Genomic DNA, 17,522 nt, shown 5'->3' on the forward strand with positions numbered 1-17,522 from the left:
GTATATTTGATAATCCTCATCATCAAACACACCATGACCAGGTGCCTGACCCTCTTTTTTCTATTGTACTACTGAATCTTCACTTTGAAAATTGCTTTTTTGATTGCTTTTGGTCCGTCTACCTCCACTGCTGTGCGATGCGCATCATGAGGATAGCAAATCAGAAAATCGCCTTCATTCAACACGACATGGCTGTTCGGCTCTCCGTCTAAAGGAAGGAAATCACCTTCCGGCTGGAACTCCTTCTGCTCCATGTTCTCAATGAAATTGACGTCGATCTGTTCTGGTCCGTCAAGCATCACATGGATATCCAGGTACTGTCTGTGTGCCTCCCAGAAACGCTCTTCTGGTGTAGTCGTCGTATACTCAACGATATTCACAAACAGTCTGTCTCCATCGATCTTGTGCGTTCCTTTTTCGAATGACATCAGATCATGTTCTTTCACATAATCAAAACATTCCTTGATCTGGCTGTCCAAATAGCTGTATTCACTTAAATTTCGGATATTTCCAAAAATCATAGCCCACGATCCTTTCTTGAAACCGCAGATCAGCATGACCTACTGACCTGCGGCTTACAATACCTTATATGCTTTTCTTTTTTCACTTAGTCCTTGTAGATTGTTGTATATGGTGCCGGTACGGAGGTATCTCCTTTTACCTTTCTCCAGATCAGGCTGGCCGGAATTCCTACTACAAGTGATACTGTAATTGTAATTACAGAGTATGACCAGATTGTAACGCTTCCTGCCGGTGAAAAATATTTCACGCTGATGATCACGATAGATGCTGCGATGAATGCCAATGTAGCGCCAAATGTGTTGGCAACCTTTGTAAATGCACCCAGGATAAATGTTCCTACCAGAATACCAAGTACAAGTCCCATGAATCCGTTGAACCATTCATATGCAGATTTTACTCCGCCGTTTGCAAGTACCATTGCAACTACGATAGAGAAGATACCTACGATCAGAGATACATACTGTCCGATCTTTGTCTGTTTCTCAAAGCTTAATTCTTTCTTGGACAGACGGGACTGAATATCCAGCGTCCAACTAGAAGCTACAGAGTTAAGACCTGTTGACAGTGTGGACTGGGATGCCGCATAAATAGCTGCAAGCAGAAGTCCTGTAATACCTACCGGAAGCTCAAATGCAATATAGGATGCGAAGATCTGATCCTGTGCTGCTGCCGGTGGAAGTGCATGCTGCTGATAGAATACATACAGTCCGGTACCGATCAGGTAGAATACGGTTGCAATAAAGATGGATAATGCTCCATTTGTCAGCATCATCTTATTCAGTTTCTTTGTATCTGTTGTTGTTGTAAAACGCTGTACAATATCCTGGCTGGATACATAGGAGCCCATTGTGTTGAGTCCTGCACCAACGATCAGAATAAATACACTGTCTTTGAAAATGTTCGGGTTAAAGATCGGCTGATCTACTGCAAGGAACTTATGCTCTGTTGCAAAAGATGCGAAGATTGCCCCGATTCCTCCATCGATATGTGACAGAAGGAAAATCAGTGCAAAGGTAACACCGATCAGTAACACAGATCCCTGGATAAAGTCTGTCCAAAGTACAGATTTAAGTCCGCCTGTGTAAGAGTAAATGATTGCAATAATACCCATGATGATGATCAGGATATTTACGTTGATTCCCATCAGGTTTGAAAGCACCATACATGGAAGGTACATAATAATGGACATACGTCCCACCTGATAGATGATGAACATCACTGCACCGAGGACACGAAGCCCCTTACTTCCGAAACGCAGCTCCAGATAATGGTAAGCTGTATCGATGTCCAGTTTACTGTAGATTGGAAGGAAAAACTTAATGGTCAGCGGGATTGCTACCAGCATACCCAACTGTGCGAACCACATGATCCAAGTTCCTGCATATGAGTTTCCTGCCAGTGACAGGAAAGAAATCGGACTTAATAATGTTGCGAAAATAGATACGGAGGTTACCCACCACGGTACGGTTCCGTCTCCCTTAAAGTACTCTTTTCCCTTCATCTCTTTCTTTGCGAAATGAAGTCCGGCAAATAATACTGCCGCCAGATATACAATCAAAATGATTAAATCTATGACTGTAAAACCCTGCATATCATCTTCCTCCTAATGTTTTCTCTCATAATTCCTCTTTTGTATCCCATTGATCTGATACGAAAGCCCGTCTCTTACAGATATTTTGCCTTTGCATCTCGAATCATCTTAGCAGCTTCTTCTACGATTGCCATATCAGACTCGATCAGAGATGGAAGCGGTTTGTGTACTCCACCCAATTCCAGGCCTTCATTGATCTTTAAGATTGCCTTAATTACACCGTACATGTTGCCGTGTGCGGAACACATCTTGTAGATAATGGAATTGACTGCATACTGCAGCTCTCTTGCTTCTTCCATCTTACCAGCTCTCACATACTCATCCAGCTTGAGGAATAATTCAGGCATTGCACCATAAGTACCACCGATCGCGCCCTCTGCTCCGATTACACGTCCACTCATGAACTGCTCATCTGGACCATTAAAGATCACATAATCCTCTCCTGCTGCATCCTTGAACATCTGGATATCCTGTACCGGCATAGAAGAGTTCTTTACACCGATGACTCTTTTATTCTTTCTCATCTCTGCGAACAGGCTCATAGTCAGTGCGACACCTGCTAACTGTGGGATGTTGTAGATGACGAAGTCTGTGTTCGGTGCTGCATCGCTGATGTCATTCCAGTACTGTGCGATTGCATACTCAGGCAGGTGGAAATAAATCGGAGGAATTGCAGCGATTGCATCTACTCCAAGGCTCTCTGCGTGTGCAGCTAACTCCCTGCTGTCCTCTGTGTTGTTACATGCAACATGGGCAATGACAGTCAGTTTTCCTTTCGCTTCCTTCATTACATTTTCCAGTACTACCTTCTTGTCCTCAACGCTCTGATAAATACATTCTCCAGAAGATCCGTTCACATAGACACCTTTTACTCCCTTTTCGATGAAGTAGCGTGTCAAGGCCTGCACTCCTTCTGGGCTGATTTTTCCTTCTTTGTCATAGCATGCGTAAAATGCCGGGATAACGCCTTTGTACTTCTCCAAGTTTCTCATGATACATTCTCCTTTTCTTATATGAATCAACTGACATTGTTACCTGTTTGAATGGTCTGTTCTAATCAGACACTTCCAAAGCTTTTAGTCAAGCGCCTCTGCGAATGACTTTGTGATGAGCTGCGGCCTTGTGATAATAGAGCCGACCACCACTGCATATGCGCCGAGTTCAATCACTCTCTTCGCCTTTTCCGGTGTGTTGACATTTCCCTCTGCAATTACCGGATGCTTTACATTTTTTACGATTGTCCTTAAGATTTCAAAATCGTTCTCTTCTATCTTTAAGTCTTTGCTCTGCTCTGTATATCCAACCATTGTCGTTCCGATAAAATCAAAACCGATCTCGTCTGCATGGAGTGCCTCCTCCACTGTGGAGCAGTCTGCCATAAAGAGCTGATCTGGATATTTTGCCTTTACCTCTGCAAAAAATTCATCCAGGCTCACACCTTTTGGACGCTTATCAAGTGTCGCATCCATAGCGATGATTTCCGGCTTCACCTCCATCAGTTCATCAATCTCCTTCATGGTAGGTGTGATGTATACCTTGCTGTCCGCATAATCGCGTTTGACAATCCCTATGATCGGAAGGTCTACCTGGGACTGAATCTCAGCAATATCTTCTTTCGTGTTCGCACGGATACCGGACGCACCACCTTCCTTTGCAGCCAGTGCCATTCTTCCCATAATAAAGGAAGAATGCAGTGGTTCATGAGGAAGTGCCTGACAGGATACGATAAGTTTTCCTTTTAACTGTTCTACACGTTCATTCATCTTTTCATCCTCCTTGCTTGATCTGTTATTAGTATAGTCTTGTATGTTTTTAATTTCAATACTTGTCGATTTCATTGAAAGTTCTTTCACACTTTTTTCTTTCGACATGGCAATATACCTATTTTTAAGTACCTTCATTTGTTAAAATTGCACAATCCCTCGTTCCTTCTTTCTGTAGAAAGGGCTGTTTTATAAACTTTCTGTTAATCCTCGATTAATATTTTTGAAATTTCCGAAAAAATTGTAAAAAAATGAAATTTTCTTATTGACAAATCCACCTCCTCTGAGTATAATAATCAAGTGACTGATAACTGAGTCACAAACATATAGGGGATTGGTCAAATGGTATGATAGGGGTCTCCAAAACCTTTGGTGGGAGTTCGATTCTCTCATCCCCTGTTTTTAGAAGTCAAAAACTCCTTATAGAAAGGAGGATTTTGGATTCTCTCAATTTTTTGGTAATCGTAAGGTAATCAAAAAGGTAATCAAGAATAACCAACTTAGTAAAGTTGGTTATTTTTTTGTCTTAAACTCATCTAAAATTAAAAATAAACCATTCTTTTAGACGTTCAAAAGTGAGCGTCTTTTTTTGACCCCAAAATTAAAAGGAGAATTAAATACAATGAAAAAGATTATGAACCGCCTGCTTGCTGGCGTGCTTAGTCTGGCTGCGGTTTTCACAACCGTATCTGCTTCACAGGTGCAGGCTGCGGAAAAACAGTATTGGACGGACGCACAGGAAAAAGCAGGCTATGTGGAAAAGGTGATGAATGATGGCAGCATAGGCTCGACATTCCATGAGGGCATTATGCAGGTAGAGGGTGAAAACGCCTACTGTATTGACATCAACACGGATTTTATATCTGGTTACAAGACCCGAAGCGACGCAAGCACACGTATGAGTGCCGACCAGATTGCGGACGTAGCCCTTTCTTTGGAATACGTCAAACAGTATGCAGCCAGCCACAAAGAGCTGAATTACAAACAAGTCTATCTGTTAGAACAATGCGTTGTCTGGCAGCGATTGAGCGTACACCTCGGCTGGCAGTGCGACAACGTAAGGGCTGCTTATGATGAAATATCCAAAGCAGTCCAAAATGAGGTCTACGCTGGCGCAAAGGCTTTCGTCAAAGAAAACAAAGGCCGCTATGAGTGCGGCGGCTATCTCTATACTGGCAACGGGCAGGACTTGGGACAGTTTTGGGCGAAGCTGGCGGTCGGAAATGCCACCTTGCAAAAATCATCAGCGAACACAGGACTCACAGAGGGCAGCACCATCTATTCTGTGGCAGGTGCGACCTATGGCGTGTTTGCCGACAAAGGCTGCACAGACAGGCTTGCTACCCTTACCACAGATAAAAATGGGAACACGGAAACCGTGGAAGTCAAAGCTGGTACGGTCTATATCAAGGAACTGTCTGCACCAGCAGGCTTTACACTGGATAAAAATGTGTATCCGTTGACTGTCAAGGCTGGAAAGACCGCTACCTTGAAAGTCAGTGATACCCCAAAGGCGACAACTACCCTTATCGAACTGTTTAAGATTGATATGGATACTTCAAAATCTGTGCCACAGGGAAACGCTTCTTTAGAGGGTGCAGAGTTCACATGGAAATTCTATGCTGGCTACTACAACAAAGACACTCTTCCGAAACAGCCTACCCGTACATGGATAACAAAAACGGTGGCTGAAAAAGGCAGCGACGGTAACATTCATTACATCACAAAGCTGGCTGACAGCTACAAGGTATCTGGCGACAGCTTCTACACACAAAATGGCGTTCCATGCCTGCCGCTTGGTACGTTGACTGTTTCCGAAAGTAAGAGTCCGACAGGTTACTTACTGGACGGTGCATTTTTACAGGCAGATGGCAGTGAGGAACAGATGAAAGGTATGTATCTGACACAGATTACCGAAGATGGGGAGCTGGCTGTCCTTACAGGCAGCAACCAATACTCCGTATCAGAAAAGGTTATCCGTGGCGGCGTGAAAATCCAGAAAAGAGATTATGAAACAAAGGATACCAAACCACAGGGCGGTGCAACCTTAAAGGACACTGCTTTTTCGATTACTTCCTTAAATGACAATGCAGTGCTGGTAGACGGAAAGCTCTATCAGAAAAACGAGGTGGTAAAGACAATCCTCACGGGGATTGACGGTATCGCTTCTACCGCTGCGGATACCTTACCCTATGGAAAATACCGCATTGATGAAAGTAAAAGCCCGACAGGATACTTGAAAGATGGTGCAAAACCTATTGAATTTGAAATCAAGGAAAATGGCAAAATCGTGGATTTGACTGGTGAGGATACTTCCATCTACAACCAGGTTAAACGTGGCGACATTGAGGGCGTAAAAATCGGTAATGGTACACACAAGCGTCTTGCAAACGTACCGTTTCGGATCACCAGCCAGACGACTGGTGAGAGCCATATTATCGTGACAGATAAAAACGGGCAGTTTTCCACTGCTTCTGACTGGGTATCCCACAAACAGAATACCAATAAAGGAACGTCCAGCGAGGACGGTATCTGGTTCGGAACGTCTGAACCAGACGACTCCAAAGGTGCGCTTCTTTATGATACCTACATGGTTGAGGAACTCCGCTGCGAAAGCAACAAAGGTTTCAAGCTCATTCCTGCTTTTGAGATTGTGGTGTCCAGAAACAACATAGTGGTTGATTTAGGCACGCTTACAGACGACTACGAAAAAGAGCTTTCTATCCATACTACCGCTGCCAGCAAGGACGGTGAGAAATCAATCACTACCGCCAAAGAGGTCACTATCGTGGATACCGTTGCTTTGGACGGTCTGAAAAAAGGCACAAAGTACCAGCTCAAGGGCTGTCAGATGGATAAAGCTGAAAATGCCGAACTTCTCATTGATGGCAAGCGTGTGGAGAATGAATACACATTCACTGCTGACGGTGAGGAAATGAAAATCAAAATGGAATACACGTTCAATGCTTCTGCTCTTGGCGGCAGGGATTTGGTGACTTTTGAGGAACTTTACGACCTGTCCGACAAAAACGAGCCTATAAAGGTTGCGGAGCATAAAGACATCGCAGACGACGGGCAGACGGTTTCTATCAAGGAACGTATCATCAAAATCCACACGTCCGCTGCCAGCATGGACGGTGAAAAATTCATGGAAGCTGGCAAAGAGGTCACAATCGTGGATACCGTCACTTTAGATGGTCTGGAAGTGGGTGCAAAATACCAGCTCAAAGGCTGGCAGATGGACAAAGGCAAAAATGCCGAGCTGCTCATTGACGGGAAACCTGTGGAAAATGAGCTTACATTCACTGCAACCGATACCAAAATGGAGCTGGAAATCAAGTTTACTTTCGACGCTTCTTCCCTTGGAGGTAAGCAGTTAGTCACATTCGAGGAACTTTACGACGTAACCAATCCCGATAAGCCTGTAAAGGTCACTGAACATAAGGATATTGAGGACAAGGGACAGACCGTGACGATCAAGGAAGTGCCCGAAGAACCAGCGAAATCAGAGCAGCCAGAAAAACCAGCTACCCCTAGCCATAAACCAACGGACTCACCAAAAACAGGCGACAACACGAATGTGGCTGGCTTTGCTCTCATGCTTGGACTTTCTGCGGCTGGCCTTGCATTTGCAGCCTATAAGAAACGCCATGCTATGAAGCATGACACGGATAAGTAGTATCTGAGGTATCTGCCTATGAAGCTGCCTATCCGTTCACCGCCCATAACATCAATCAGACCACGGTTTCACCTTTACACTGTTTCTTTTCTATCAATCGTCTTTTTGATTGATAGAAAAAAACAGTCCACTAGGGGGTTTGGGGGAGTGTAGCTCCCCCATGCTCTTACACTCAAAATAGATGAAGAAAGAAAAGAGGTAAAAATTTATGGAATTAAAACACGTTATCCCAAACATGGAAAAGACATTCGGAACACTGGAATTTGCTGGCGAGGGCAAGACCGAACAGCGTAGAGTCAATGGACGCATGACGGTCATTTCCCGTAGCTTCAACCTGTATTCTGACGTACAGCGAGCCGACGACATTGTGGTTATCCTGCCTGCGTCCGCTGGCGAAAAGAATTTCGAGGTGGAGGAAAAAGTGAAGCTCATCAACCCGAAAATCACTGCTGACGGTTACAAAATCGGCAATCGTGGATTTACAAATTATATCCTGTCCGCTGACGACATGGTAAAAGCATAAGGAGGTCAAGAAACTATGAGATTAGCAAATGGTATCATCATTGACAAGGAAAAAACATTCGGCGTATTGAAATTTTCAGCTTTGCGGCGTGAGGTACACGTCCAGAACGAGGACGGTACGGTATCCGAGGAAATCAAGGAACGCACCTATGATTTGAAGTCCAGAGGACAGGGACGCATGATACAGGTAAGTATCCCTGCTTCTGTTCCCTTAAAGGAATTTGACTACAATGCCGAGGTGGAAATCATCAACCCTGTGGCGGACACGGTGGCGACCGCTACTTTTCAAGGTGCAGACGTGGACTGGTACATCAAGGCCGACGACATCATCTTGAAGAATAAGCAGAACCAGCCAGCAGGAAACCCACAGCACCAGCAGCCAAAGAAAGACAGCCCAAACGGGAAGTAAACCTGTAAATGGGGGCTGGTGATTTTGTAGAAAGGAGTCAAGGATTTATTGAGAATTTAACGATACAGGAAATCCCCAGAGAAACAGCGGTTGCTTTCATTCGTGAGTACCACTATTCCAAAGTGATACCCCGTCTATGCGTCTATTTTCTGGGGATTTACCATGAAAACCAGTTGGCAGGTGTGGTGGAACTTGGGTGGGGCACGCAACCCTTACAGACAATCCGCAAGATTTTCCCACAGCATGAGCTTGTGACAGCGGATTACCTTGAAATCGGGAAAATGTGCTTTCTCCCAGAAATGAACCACAACCAGTATTTCGGCAGCCTAGCCCTTTCCACTTTGATTAAGTGGCTTCGGGATAACACAGGCTGCCTTTTTCTATATACCCTTGCAGATGGCATAGAAGGAAAATGCGGTTATGTATATCAGGCTTCTAACTTCTACTATCTTGGCAGCTTCAAGACCAGTGTGTACCGTGACAGCCAGACGGGGGAAAAGATACACCCCCGAAGTGCCAGAATACTGCTGGAAGAAAATGCCCGTATAGATGGAGTCAAAAAGCGGCACTGGCTGACCCATGCTTTCTGTGAGTACAAAGGAATTGAGAAGATCAACGGACTTATGTTCCGCTATATCTACCCCTTAACAAAAGAAGCAAGGCAGATTTTAAGGGACTATCCCTGCTATGTGAGAAATAACTACCCAAAAGACCATAGCCTGCTGTTCCAAAAGCGGGTTTCCAACAGAGTCTATGAAACCATTCAGCAGCCGCAATTTGATAAAAACACCTGCCGCTACAATACACAAAATTACAACCGATGAGAAAGGAGGACTTATGAAACAGATACAGAGGAAAGGCAACCGTATCCGAGCCAGTGACAGGTCGCTGGTGGTGCGGTCAATCATCCTGCGGCTGGCAGTGCTGTTCCTTGGGATAGTCCTGCTGCTGAATATTCCTGCCCTGCTGCACGCCGACTGGAACAGGGTTTCGCTGCTGCATGAGGGCAGCATAAAACTTACCGTCACGCCTTATATGATGGTTTCCGTCATGGCTGCGGCTCTGGCATGCGGCGTGGCTTCGTTCCTGTATGCCCGTTACTGTCCAGACAAGATAAAGCAGCTCTGCCACCGCCAGAAACTTTCCCGTATGATACTGGAAAATGGCTGGTACGAGTCCGAGCAGTCACAGGACAGCGGCTTTTTCAAAGACCTGCCAGCCAGCAGGTCAAAAGAGAAAATCACCCATTTCCCCAAAGTGTACTACCGCTTGGATAACGGACTCATTCACATTCTGGCTGAAATCACGCTGGGGAAATATCAAGACCAGCTCCTGCACTTGGAAAAGAAGCTGGAAACAGGGCTTTACTGTGAGCTGGTATCCAAAGAGCTGAAAGACAGCTTTGTGGAATATATCCTACTCTATGACACCATAGCCAACCGTATCACCATTGATGAGGTACGGGCGGAAAATGGCGGCTTAAAGCTCATGGCAAACGTCTGGTGGGAGTATGACAAGCTCCCCCATATGCTGATAGCTGGCGGCACGGGCGGCGGTAAGACGTATTTTATCCTTACCATCATAGAAGCCCTCCTGCGTACCAACGCCAAAATGTATGTGCTTGACCCAAAGAACGCTGACCTTGCCGACCTGTCCAATGTCATGCCCGAAGTCTACTACCGAAAGGAGGAAATCACAGACTGTATCGACCGTTTTTATGAGGGCATGATGGAACGGAGCGAAACCATGAAGCAGTTAGAGGGCTACAAGACAGGGGAAAACTACGCCTATTTAGGTCTGCCACCCCACTTTCTGATTTTTGATGAATACGTGGCTTTCATGGAAATGCTGACGACAAAGGAAAACGCTGCGGTCTTGAATAAGCTGAAACAGATTGTCATGCTTGGGCGGCAGGCAGGCTATTTTCTGATACTCGCCTGTCAGCGGCCAGACGCTAAATACTTGGGCGACGGTATCCGTGACCAGTTTAATTTCCGTGTGGCGTTAGGCCGCATGAGTGAACTGGGCTATTCGATGATGTTCGGCGAAGTAGACAAGGACTTTTTTCTGAAGCAGATCAGAGGGCGTGGCTATGTTGATGTGGGGACAAGTGTCATCAGTGAGTTTTACGCTCCCCTTGTCCCCAAAGGACATGACTTCTTAAAAGACATAGGGAAACTCATGCAGAACAGGTAGGACGGGCAGGCGGCGTGCGAAGCGAAAGCCGCTGGCACGGACTAGCCTGTGTTGGTGTGGCGCAAGCCACGCCAACCATAAGCCCCTCGGTATCTAACAGAGGGGCACAAATACAATAGGAAACAGTCATAAAAGTATGGAAAGTCCTTGTAAAACGGGGACTTTTCCTGCTTTTTGAGGGTGTCAACAAGACCGCTTTCAGTTGACACTTCCGTTTCCAGATAGGAGGGATTTTGCTGAATGACGCTGGCTGGATAAAGGATTTCAAAGAAAAGCGGCTGGCATACGGTGTTTCACAAAACAAACTGGCGGTAGCTGCTGGCATTACAAGGCAGTACCTTAATAAGATAGAGTCTGGCAGTGCCGCCCCCAGCGAAGAACTGAAAGAAAACCTGCTGCAAGCTCTGGAACGGTACAATCCAGAAACACCGCTTACCATGCTGTTTGATTACGTGAGGATACGTTTTCCCACCACAGACGTGCGGTTCGTGGTAGAAACAATCCTTAAATTAAAGCTGGACTTTATGATACATGAGGATTTCGGTTTCTATTCCTACCCAGAACATTACTACATGGGAGACATCTTCGTTTTGGTATCCCCCGACGAGGAAAAAGGGGTGCTGCTGGAACTGAAAGGAAAAGGCTGCCGCCAGTTTGAAAACTTCCTACTGGCACAGCATAGGAGCTGGTACGACTTCTTTATGGACGCTCTGTGTGAGGGCGGCGTATGCAAGCGGATAGACCTTGCCATCAATGATATGGTGGGGATACTGGATATTCCAGAGCTGACAAGGAAATGCAGGAACGAGGAATGTATCTCCGTGTTCCGTAGCTTTAAGTCCTACCGTTCTGGGGAGCTGGTGCAGAGCCATGAAGAAAACAAGTCCAGCATGGGACATACGCTCTATATCGGTTCGCTGAAATCAGAGGTTTACTTCTGCGTGTATGAAAAAGACTACGAGCAGTATGTGAAATACGGTATTCCAGTGGAGGAAACACCCATCAAGAACCGATTTGAAATCCGCTTAAAGAATGAACGAGCCTATTATGCGCTGCGTGACCTGCTGACCTACCACGACGCTGAACGCACTGCCTTTTCCATCATCAACCGTTATGTGCGTTTTGCTGACAAAGACGAAACAAAGCGTCGTAGCGAATGGCAGACAAATGAGCGTTGGGCTTGGTTTATTGGTGAGAACCGTGGTCGGCTGAAACTGACGACAAAACCAGAGCCTTATAACTTCCAGCGGACGCTGAACTGGCTGGCAAGGCAGGTCGCCCCCACCTTACAGGTGGCTGAAAAGCTGGATAGACTCAACAACACGACGATCATTAAGGACATGGTGAAAAACGCAAAGCTGACTGACCGACTGGAAAAGGTCTTACAGCAGCTATCCGTCACCATGGAGGAAATGACCGTGGACGACAAGGAGGAATGAAAAGTGTGGCATTTATTGTTTGACCTGCTGCTGGTGTCAGTAGGAATGGGCATGGGTGTGGTGCTTATGTGTATCCTGCAAGTAGGAAAAGAAGCGGACACCCACTTAAAAGAAATGGAAAGGAGTAAAGACAAATGAATTTCGGACAGAACTTATACAACTGGTTTTTAAGCAATGCACAGAGCCTTGTGCTTATGGCGATTGTGGTGATTGGCATTTACTTAGGCTTCAAGCGTGAGTTCAGCAAACTTATCGGCTTTCTGGTGATTGCCTTGATTGCGGTCGGCTTGGTGTTCAATGCTGGCGGCGTGAAAGACGTGTTGCTGCAACTGTTTAACAAGATTATTGGGGCGTAAAGAATATTGTTTTAAATTGTATTGACTGTTATAATGTATCTTAGATAACTCAAGAAAGGAAAAATACATTATGAAGTTTAAAGAATTAGCTAATCGCTTGACTGGTATTAGTTGCCCTGTTTTCGGAGTTTCTTGGAATCCGCAAGAAACAGAACGTTCTATTGCTCGTAGAATTATTATATTTCTTGAGCCACGACGTGTATTGTATTCTCCATATGAATATGAGACAGTACATCCATGTATTGATTCCATAGTAGAAATTAGGAATTACCTAACTGCACAGTTAGAGCATGTTGATGAAAAATCTAACTTAAATTCTTATATTAGAGCCATGAGAAGTTCATGTAATAAATTTCTTAGCAAATGCCCTGATAGAGAAGATTTTCGTTATCTTGCTTGCATGAATGGGAATATTGATAACTGGATTTTTACGTCAGCAATCGGTGAATTAAGAGGTGTATTCGGCGTAATGATAGGACAAATAGCAAAAGCATATGGAGTGGATATAGAAGATGATTTATCACAAATCATTCCAGAATAGGAGTGGGTAAATGATAAAAGAAATAATTACATGGTGTAATTCAAATATTGGATTTGCTACACTATTGTTGTCTACTCTTACTTTGTTGGTAAGTATAATAGCTATCGCTGTTTCAATAAATACAGCTAGATTGCCTTATAAAAAGAAATTACTTGTTATTGGCGGTTCATTTATCAGTGAAGCTGGTATTGGCTATCATATCACTGCAACAAATATTGGAAATAGACAAGTGAAAATTTCAAATATCGGCTTTAAGATAAATCAACATGTATATATAAACAAGTTTACCTTGCATGAAAGTCAGATCATGCTTAGTCAAGGAGAAGCAACATCTCAATATTTTCAAATTGAGGATTTTAGAAATGCATTAGCGTCAATGCAAGTTAATGGCTCAACTAAAATATACGCATACGTAAAAGATACAGAGGGTACAGAATATAAGAAATTTTTTACTAGAGTATCTACGGTGCGAAAAGTCTAGCAGTAAATCTTAAAGGTTTGCTGCTTTTTTATTACGCAAAAACAGAAAGGACGTGATTTGGTAACAAATGTATGAAATGAGATTATATATCCTCGACATCAGAAAGCCCTACCATGAGGACGAGGACGGGTATGCAGGCGCATGGTTCAACTGCCCTGTGGATTTGGAAGAAATCAAGGAAAGGCTTGGTGTCGAACAAGAGGAAGATTTTGAGATTGCAGACTATGAGCTGCCCTTTGCCTTAAACCCCGATATGCCCTTATGGGAAATCAATGTTCTGTGCCGCATGATACAGGAAATCGAGGGCACACCTGTGGGAAATGAGTTGAAAGAAATACAGGCAAAGTGGTTTCAAAATATCGAGGACTTTATCGAACATAAGGACGAGATACGCCACTATGACGTGTCGGACTCGGCTGCGCTGGCTGAATACCTTATCATGGAGGAACACTGCTTCGGGGAGCTGCCGCCAGAACTGGTGCAGCACATTGACTTTACTTCCTACGGGTATGAGCTGGAACAAAGCGACGCTTACCTCTTTACTTCCAGCGGCGTGTTCCGTTACCCATAAGGCGGTGTCCCTATGGAGGAAATGAGAGTCTATATCGCCAACTTAGGCAAATATAACGAGGGTGAGCTTGTAGGCGACTGGTTCACGCCGCCTGTGGACTATGACGAGATGGCAGAACGTATCGGTTTGAATGACCGCTACGAGGAATACGCAATCCATGACTATGAGCTGCCCTTTGAAATCGACGAGTACACGCCCATTGAGGAAGTGAACCGTCTGTGCGCTATGGTGGAGGAATTGGACTATCCGTTAAATGAAGTGATAGACGACCTGCTCTGCCAGTTTTGCAGCATAGAAGAACTTTACGACCACAAGGACGACATCATTCAGTACCCTGGCTGCGACGACATGGTGGACGTTGCCTACCACCTCATTGATGAGTGCGAAGCTCTGGGTGAGATACCCGACCGATTGAAACATTACATTGACTATGAAGCCTTTGCCCGTGACCTTGACTTGGAGGGCTGCTTCGTGGAAACAAGGTACGGAGTTTTTGAGTGCCTGTATTAACTGGCTGGCAGACCAACACAAATGCGGTTCTGGCAGCTTATTTCATTGCACAGCAGTCTGTAAAAAACAGGCTGCTGTTTCTATTTTTACAGAAAGGAATGGTACACAACATTGAAGAAAATAAGAAGCTATACAAGTATCTGGAGCGTGGAAAAGGTCATTTACGCCATCAATGATTTTCAGCTCCCGTTCCCCATCACATTTACACAGATGGCATGGTTCGTGGTATCCCTGTTTGCGGTGATTGTGTTTGCCGAGCTGCCACCGCTGAACATGATTGACGGTGCGTTCCTCAAATACTTTGGTATCCCCGTGGCAGTCACGTGGTTTGCGAGCCAGAAAACCTTTGATGGCAAGAAGCCTTTCGGTTTCCTAAAGTCCAGTATCAGCTACCTGCTCCGCCCCAAAGTGACCTATGCAGGAAAGACGGTCAAGCTGAAAACGGAAACTTTCAATACCGCTGTCACAGCAGTTAGGAGTGATTTATATGTTCCCGATTAAATATATCGAAAACAACCTTGTATTCAACCATGATGGGGAGTGCTTTGCCTACTATGAGCTGACACCCTACAATTATTCGTTCTTATCCCCAGAGGAAAAGTACATGGTGCATGACAACTTCCGCCAGCTAATCGCCCAGAACCGTGACGGGAAAATACATGCCTTGCAGATCAGCACCGAGTCCAGTATCCGAGCCACACAGGAACGCTCCAAACAGGAGGTCACAGGCCGACTCCGTGGGGTCGCCTGTGCAAAGATAGACGAGCTGACCGAAGCTCTGGTGCAAATGATTGGGGAAAATCAGATAGACTACCGCTTTTTCCTTGGCTTCAAGCTGCTGGTGAATGAGGAAGAAATCAGTCTGAAAAACGCAAGGAAGTCCGCTGCCATGACCTTTGCTGATTTTCTCTATGAGGTCAACCATCATCTGATGGGGGACTTTGTTTCCATGAGTAATGATGAAATCAACCGTTTCCTAAAGATGGAAAAGCTCTTGGAAAGCAAAATCTCAAGGCGGTTTAAAATAAGGCGGTTGGAAAAGAAAGACTTCGGCTACCTCTTGGAGCATATCTACGGAAAAACAGGGATTGCCTATGAGGACTACGCCTATGACTTTCCTGTAAAGAAGATGAAAAAGGAAACGCTGGTAAAGCGGTACGACCTTATCCGTCCCACACGCTGCCAGATTACAGAAAACCAGCGATACCTAAAGCTGGACAGTGAAGATCAGACAACGTATGTGGCCTACTTCACCATTAACAATATCGTCGGGGAGCTGGATTTTCCCTCAAGCGAGATTTTCTACTACCAACAACAGCAATTCACATTCCCTGTTTCCACTTCTATGAATGTAGAAATCGTCACCAACAAAAAAGCATTAACGACCGTCCGCAATAAAAAGAAAGAACTGAAAGACTTGGATAACCACGCATGGGAGTCCAACAACGAAACCAGCAGCAACGTGGTAGAAGCCCTCGACTCGGTGAATGAGTTGGAAACAGCCCTTGACCAGTCCAAAGAGTCCATGTATAAGCTGTCCTACGTGGTGCGTGTGGCGGCTGATAGCTTAGACGAGCTGAAACGCCGCTGCGACGAGGTAAAAGATTTTTACGACGACCTCAATGTAAAATTGGTGCGTCCGTTCGGGGATATGCTTGGGTTACACGGGGAGTTTATCCCTGCCAGCAGGCGGTACATCAACGATTATATCCAGTACGTGACTTCGGACTTCCTCGCTGGCCTTGGCTTTGGTGCGACACAGCAGCTTGGGGAAAATGACGGTATCTATATCGGCTATAACCTCGATACAGGCAGAAATGTGTATTTGAAGCCCAGCCTTGCGGCACAGGGAGTCAAAGGCTCTGTCACAAATGCTCTGGCTGCCGCTTTTTTAGGCTCACTGGGCGGTGGGAAATCCTTTGCCAACAACCTCATTGTCTATTATGCGGTTCTGTTCGGCGGCAGTGCGGTTATTGTAGACCCCAAAAGTGAGCGTGGGAACTGGAAAGAAACACTGCCAGAAATCGCCCATGAAATCAATATCGTGAACCTTACCAGTGAAGCAAGGAACAAGGGGCTGCTTGACCCCTACGTGATTATGAAGAACCTAAAAGACGCCGAGAGCCTTGCCATCGACATACTGACCTTTTTAACAGGTATCAGCTCCCGTGACGGTGAAAAATTCCCTGTGCTTAGAAAGGCAATCCGCTGTGTGACACAGGGAAAAAGGCATGGGCTGCTGCTTGTCATTGATGAGCTTAGAAAAGAAAACACGCCCGTGTCCAACAACATAGCGGAGCATATCGAGAGCATGGTGGACTATGACTTTGCACACCTGCTCTTTTCTGATGGTACGGTGGAACAGTCCATCAGCTTAGACAGGCAGCTAAATGTCATACAGGTGGCTGACCTTGTGCTGCCCGACCGTGACACAAAGTTTGAGGAATACACCACCATGGAGCTGCTCTCGGTGGCTATGCTGATTGTCATTTCCACCTTTGCCCTCGACTTTATCCATTCAGACCGTAGCGTTTTCAAGATGGTGGATTTAGATGAAGCGTGGACGTTCTTGCAGGTGGCACAGGGCAAGGCTCTGTCCAATAAGCTCATACGTGCAGGGCGTTCCATGAACGCCGCTGTCTATTTCGTGACACAGAACTCTGGTGACGTGGACGACGAGAAGATGAAGAACAATATCGGCTTAAAATTTGCGTTCCGTTCCACGGACATCAGTGAGATTAAGAACACCCTTGAATTTTTCGGCGTGGATAAAGAGGACGAAAACAACCAGAAGCGTCTAAGGGATTTGGAGAACGGGCAATGCCTGTTTCAAGACCTCTACGGTCGTGTGGGCGTTATCCAGATACACCCTGTATTCGCTGACCTGTTCGCTGCCTTTGACACCAGACCGCCAAAACAGAATGAAGAAACGAGGTGAAGCC

At 45.4% G+C, this 17,522-nt stretch carries 18 protein-coding genes and 1 tRNA gene; 15 read left to right on the forward strand and 4 right to left on the reverse strand.

The window, feature by feature from the left end; all coding sequences use genetic code 11:
* Window positions 1-68: 68 nt before the first annotated feature.
* From HGO97_RS19995 to HGO97_RS20010, 4 genes are all read right to left on the reverse strand, one after another.
* Entirely contained in the window at window positions 69-521 is a 453-nt protein-coding gene (locus tag HGO97_RS19995; protein ID WP_216244628.1) for a YhcH/YjgK/YiaL family protein, read from the reverse strand.
* Between the two features lie 86 nt (window positions 522-607).
* On the reverse strand, window positions 608-2,113 hold the full coding sequence (locus HGO97_RS20000; protein ID WP_216244629.1) for a sodium:solute symporter: 1,506 nt from the start codon (window positions 2,111-2,113) through the stop codon (window positions 608-610).
* 74 nt (window positions 2,114-2,187) lie between these two features.
* Window positions 2,188-3,105, reverse strand: coding sequence for a dihydrodipicolinate synthase family protein (locus HGO97_RS20005; protein WP_168866692.1), 918 nt, complete (start codon window positions 3,103-3,105; stop codon window positions 2,188-2,190).
* 84 nt (window positions 3,106-3,189) lie between these two features.
* Window positions 3,190-3,876, reverse strand: a complete 687-nt coding sequence (locus tag HGO97_RS20010; RefSeq protein ID WP_216244630.1) for an N-acetylmannosamine-6-phosphate 2-epimerase — start codon at window positions 3,874-3,876, stop codon at window positions 3,190-3,192.
* 328 nt (window positions 3,877-4,204) lie between these two features.
* Here HGO97_RS20010 and HGO97_RS20015 point away from each other — a divergent pair.
* The 15 genes from HGO97_RS20015 (at window position 4,205) to tcpF (ending at window position 17,518) form a co-directional block, all read left to right on the forward strand.
* Window positions 4,205-4,275: transfer RNA gene (locus tag HGO97_RS20015), tRNA-Trp, on the forward strand.
* Window positions 4,276-4,498: 223 nt separating this feature from the next.
* Entirely contained in the window at window positions 4,499-7,555 is a 3,057-nt protein-coding gene (locus tag HGO97_RS20020; RefSeq protein WP_216244631.1) for a VaFE repeat-containing surface-anchored protein, read from the forward strand.
* A 208-nt stretch (window positions 7,556-7,763) separates the two neighbouring features.
* Window positions 7,764-8,078, forward strand: coding sequence for a YdcP family protein (locus tag HGO97_RS20025; RefSeq protein ID WP_054353011.1), 315 nt, complete (start codon window positions 7,764-7,766; stop codon window positions 8,076-8,078).
* Window positions 8,079-8,093: 15 nt separating this feature from the next.
* Window positions 8,094-8,486 carry a YdcP family protein gene (locus HGO97_RS20030; RefSeq protein WP_216244632.1) on the forward strand — a complete coding sequence of 131 codons (393 nt, stop codon included), beginning with the start codon at window positions 8,094-8,096 and terminating at the stop codon, window positions 8,484-8,486.
* Window positions 8,487-8,494: 8 nt separating this feature from the next.
* Entirely contained in the window at window positions 8,495-9,310 is an 816-nt protein-coding gene (locus HGO97_RS20035; protein WP_216244633.1) for a Mom family adenine methylcarbamoylation protein, read from the forward strand.
* Between the two features lie 13 nt (window positions 9,311-9,323).
* Window positions 9,324-10,682 (forward strand): FtsK/SpoIIIE domain-containing protein, encoded by a 1,359-nt coding sequence (locus tag HGO97_RS20040; protein ID WP_216244634.1) that lies wholly within the window; start codon window positions 9,324-9,326, stop codon window positions 10,680-10,682.
* A 230-nt stretch (window positions 10,683-10,912) separates the two neighbouring features.
* The gene (mobT, locus tag HGO97_RS20045; RefSeq protein ID WP_456298624.1) at window positions 10,913-12,121 is read left to right on the forward strand and encodes a MobT family relaxase; all 1,209 of its coding nucleotides are present in this window, start codon (window positions 10,913-10,915) and stop codon (window positions 12,119-12,121) included.
* A 3-nt stretch (window positions 12,122-12,124) separates the two neighbouring features.
* Window positions 12,125-12,259, forward strand: a complete 135-nt coding sequence (locus tag HGO97_RS20050; RefSeq protein ID WP_216244635.1) for a DUF3789 domain-containing protein — start codon at window positions 12,125-12,127, stop codon at window positions 12,257-12,259.
* Window positions 12,256-12,477 (forward strand): hypothetical protein, encoded by a 222-nt coding sequence (locus HGO97_RS20055; RefSeq protein ID WP_025490955.1) that lies wholly within the window; start codon window positions 12,256-12,258, stop codon window positions 12,475-12,477. Before HGO97_RS20050 ends, HGO97_RS20055 begins: the two co-directional genes overlap by 4 nt.
* Before the next feature lie 70 nt (window positions 12,478-12,547).
* Window positions 12,548-13,018, forward strand: coding sequence for a DUF6650 family protein (locus HGO97_RS20060; protein WP_216244636.1), 471 nt, complete (start codon window positions 12,548-12,550; stop codon window positions 13,016-13,018).
* A gap of 10 nt (window positions 13,019-13,028) precedes the next feature.
* Window positions 13,029-13,499, forward strand: a complete 471-nt coding sequence (locus HGO97_RS20065; protein WP_216244638.1) for a hypothetical protein — start codon at window positions 13,029-13,031, stop codon at window positions 13,497-13,499.
* A gap of 76 nt (window positions 13,500-13,575) precedes the next feature.
* Window positions 13,576-14,070: an antirestriction protein ArdA gene (locus HGO97_RS20070; protein WP_216244640.1), complete on the forward strand. Its 495-nt coding sequence runs from the start codon at window positions 13,576-13,578 to the stop codon at window positions 14,068-14,070.
* A 12-nt stretch (window positions 14,071-14,082) separates the two neighbouring features.
* A complete protein-coding gene (locus HGO97_RS20075) occupies window positions 14,083-14,580 on the forward strand; it encodes an antirestriction protein ArdA (protein ID WP_181970303.1) in 498 nt (165 codons plus the stop codon).
* 111 nt (window positions 14,581-14,691) lie between these two features.
* Window positions 14,692-15,081, forward strand: coding sequence for a conjugal transfer protein (locus HGO97_RS20080; RefSeq protein ID WP_025490949.1), 390 nt, complete (start codon window positions 14,692-14,694; stop codon window positions 15,079-15,081).
* The gene (gene tcpF, locus HGO97_RS20085; protein WP_216244643.1) at window positions 15,068-17,518 is read left to right on the forward strand and encodes a conjugal transfer ATPase TcpF; all 2,451 of its coding nucleotides are present in this window, start codon (window positions 15,068-15,070) and stop codon (window positions 17,516-17,518) included. The genes HGO97_RS20080 and tcpF overlap by 14 nt, the downstream gene beginning before the upstream one ends.
* The last annotated feature ends 4 nt before the right edge of the window (window positions 17,519-17,522 follow it).

It is taken from the genome of Faecalicatena faecalis (assembly GCF_012524165.2).
Taxonomy (GTDB): domain Bacteria; phylum Bacillota; class Clostridia; order Lachnospirales; family Lachnospiraceae; genus Faecalicatena_A; species Faecalicatena_A faecalis.

Excerpts from the sequence above, each read along its gene's own strand:
- HGO97_RS19995 (WP_216244628.1), bottom strand. The coding sequence starts at position 521 with ATGATTTTTGGAAATATCCGAAATTTAAGTGAATACAGCTATTTGGAC.
- HGO97_RS20000 (WP_216244629.1), bottom strand. The coding sequence starts at position 2,113 with ATGCAGGGTTTTACAGTCATAGATTTAATCATTTTGATTGTATATCTG.
- HGO97_RS20005 (WP_168866692.1), bottom strand. The coding sequence starts at position 3,105 with ATGAGAAACTTGGAGAAGTACAAAGGCGTTATCCCGGCATTTTACGCA.
- HGO97_RS20010 (WP_216244630.1), bottom strand. The coding sequence starts at position 3,876 with ATGAATGAACGTGTAGAACAGTTAAAAGGAAAACTTATCGTATCCTGT.
- HGO97_RS20020 (WP_216244631.1), top strand. The coding sequence starts at position 4,499 with ATGAAAAAGATTATGAACCGCCTGCTTGCTGGCGTGCTTAGTCTGGCT.
- HGO97_RS20025 (WP_054353011.1), top strand. The coding sequence starts at position 7,764 with ATGGAATTAAAACACGTTATCCCAAACATGGAAAAGACATTCGGAACA.
- HGO97_RS20030 (WP_216244632.1), top strand. The coding sequence starts at position 8,094 with ATGAGATTAGCAAATGGTATCATCATTGACAAGGAAAAAACATTCGGC.
- HGO97_RS20035 (WP_216244633.1), top strand. The coding sequence starts at position 8,495 with ATGGGGGCTGGTGATTTTGTAGAAAGGAGTCAAGGATTTATTGAGAAT.
- HGO97_RS20040 (WP_216244634.1), top strand. The coding sequence starts at position 9,324 with ATGAAACAGATACAGAGGAAAGGCAACCGTATCCGAGCCAGTGACAGG.
- HGO97_RS20055 (WP_025490955.1), top strand. The coding sequence starts at position 12,256 with ATGAATTTCGGACAGAACTTATACAACTGGTTTTTAAGCAATGCACAG.
- HGO97_RS20060 (WP_216244636.1), top strand. The coding sequence starts at position 12,548 with ATGAAGTTTAAAGAATTAGCTAATCGCTTGACTGGTATTAGTTGCCCT.
- HGO97_RS20065 (WP_216244638.1), top strand. The coding sequence starts at position 13,029 with ATGATAAAAGAAATAATTACATGGTGTAATTCAAATATTGGATTTGCT.
- HGO97_RS20070 (WP_216244640.1), top strand. The coding sequence starts at position 13,576 with ATGAGATTATATATCCTCGACATCAGAAAGCCCTACCATGAGGACGAG.
- HGO97_RS20075 (WP_181970303.1), top strand. The coding sequence starts at position 14,083 with ATGGAGGAAATGAGAGTCTATATCGCCAACTTAGGCAAATATAACGAG.
- tcpF (WP_216244643.1), top strand. The coding sequence starts at position 15,068 with ATGTTCCCGATTAAATATATCGAAAACAACCTTGTATTCAACCATGAT.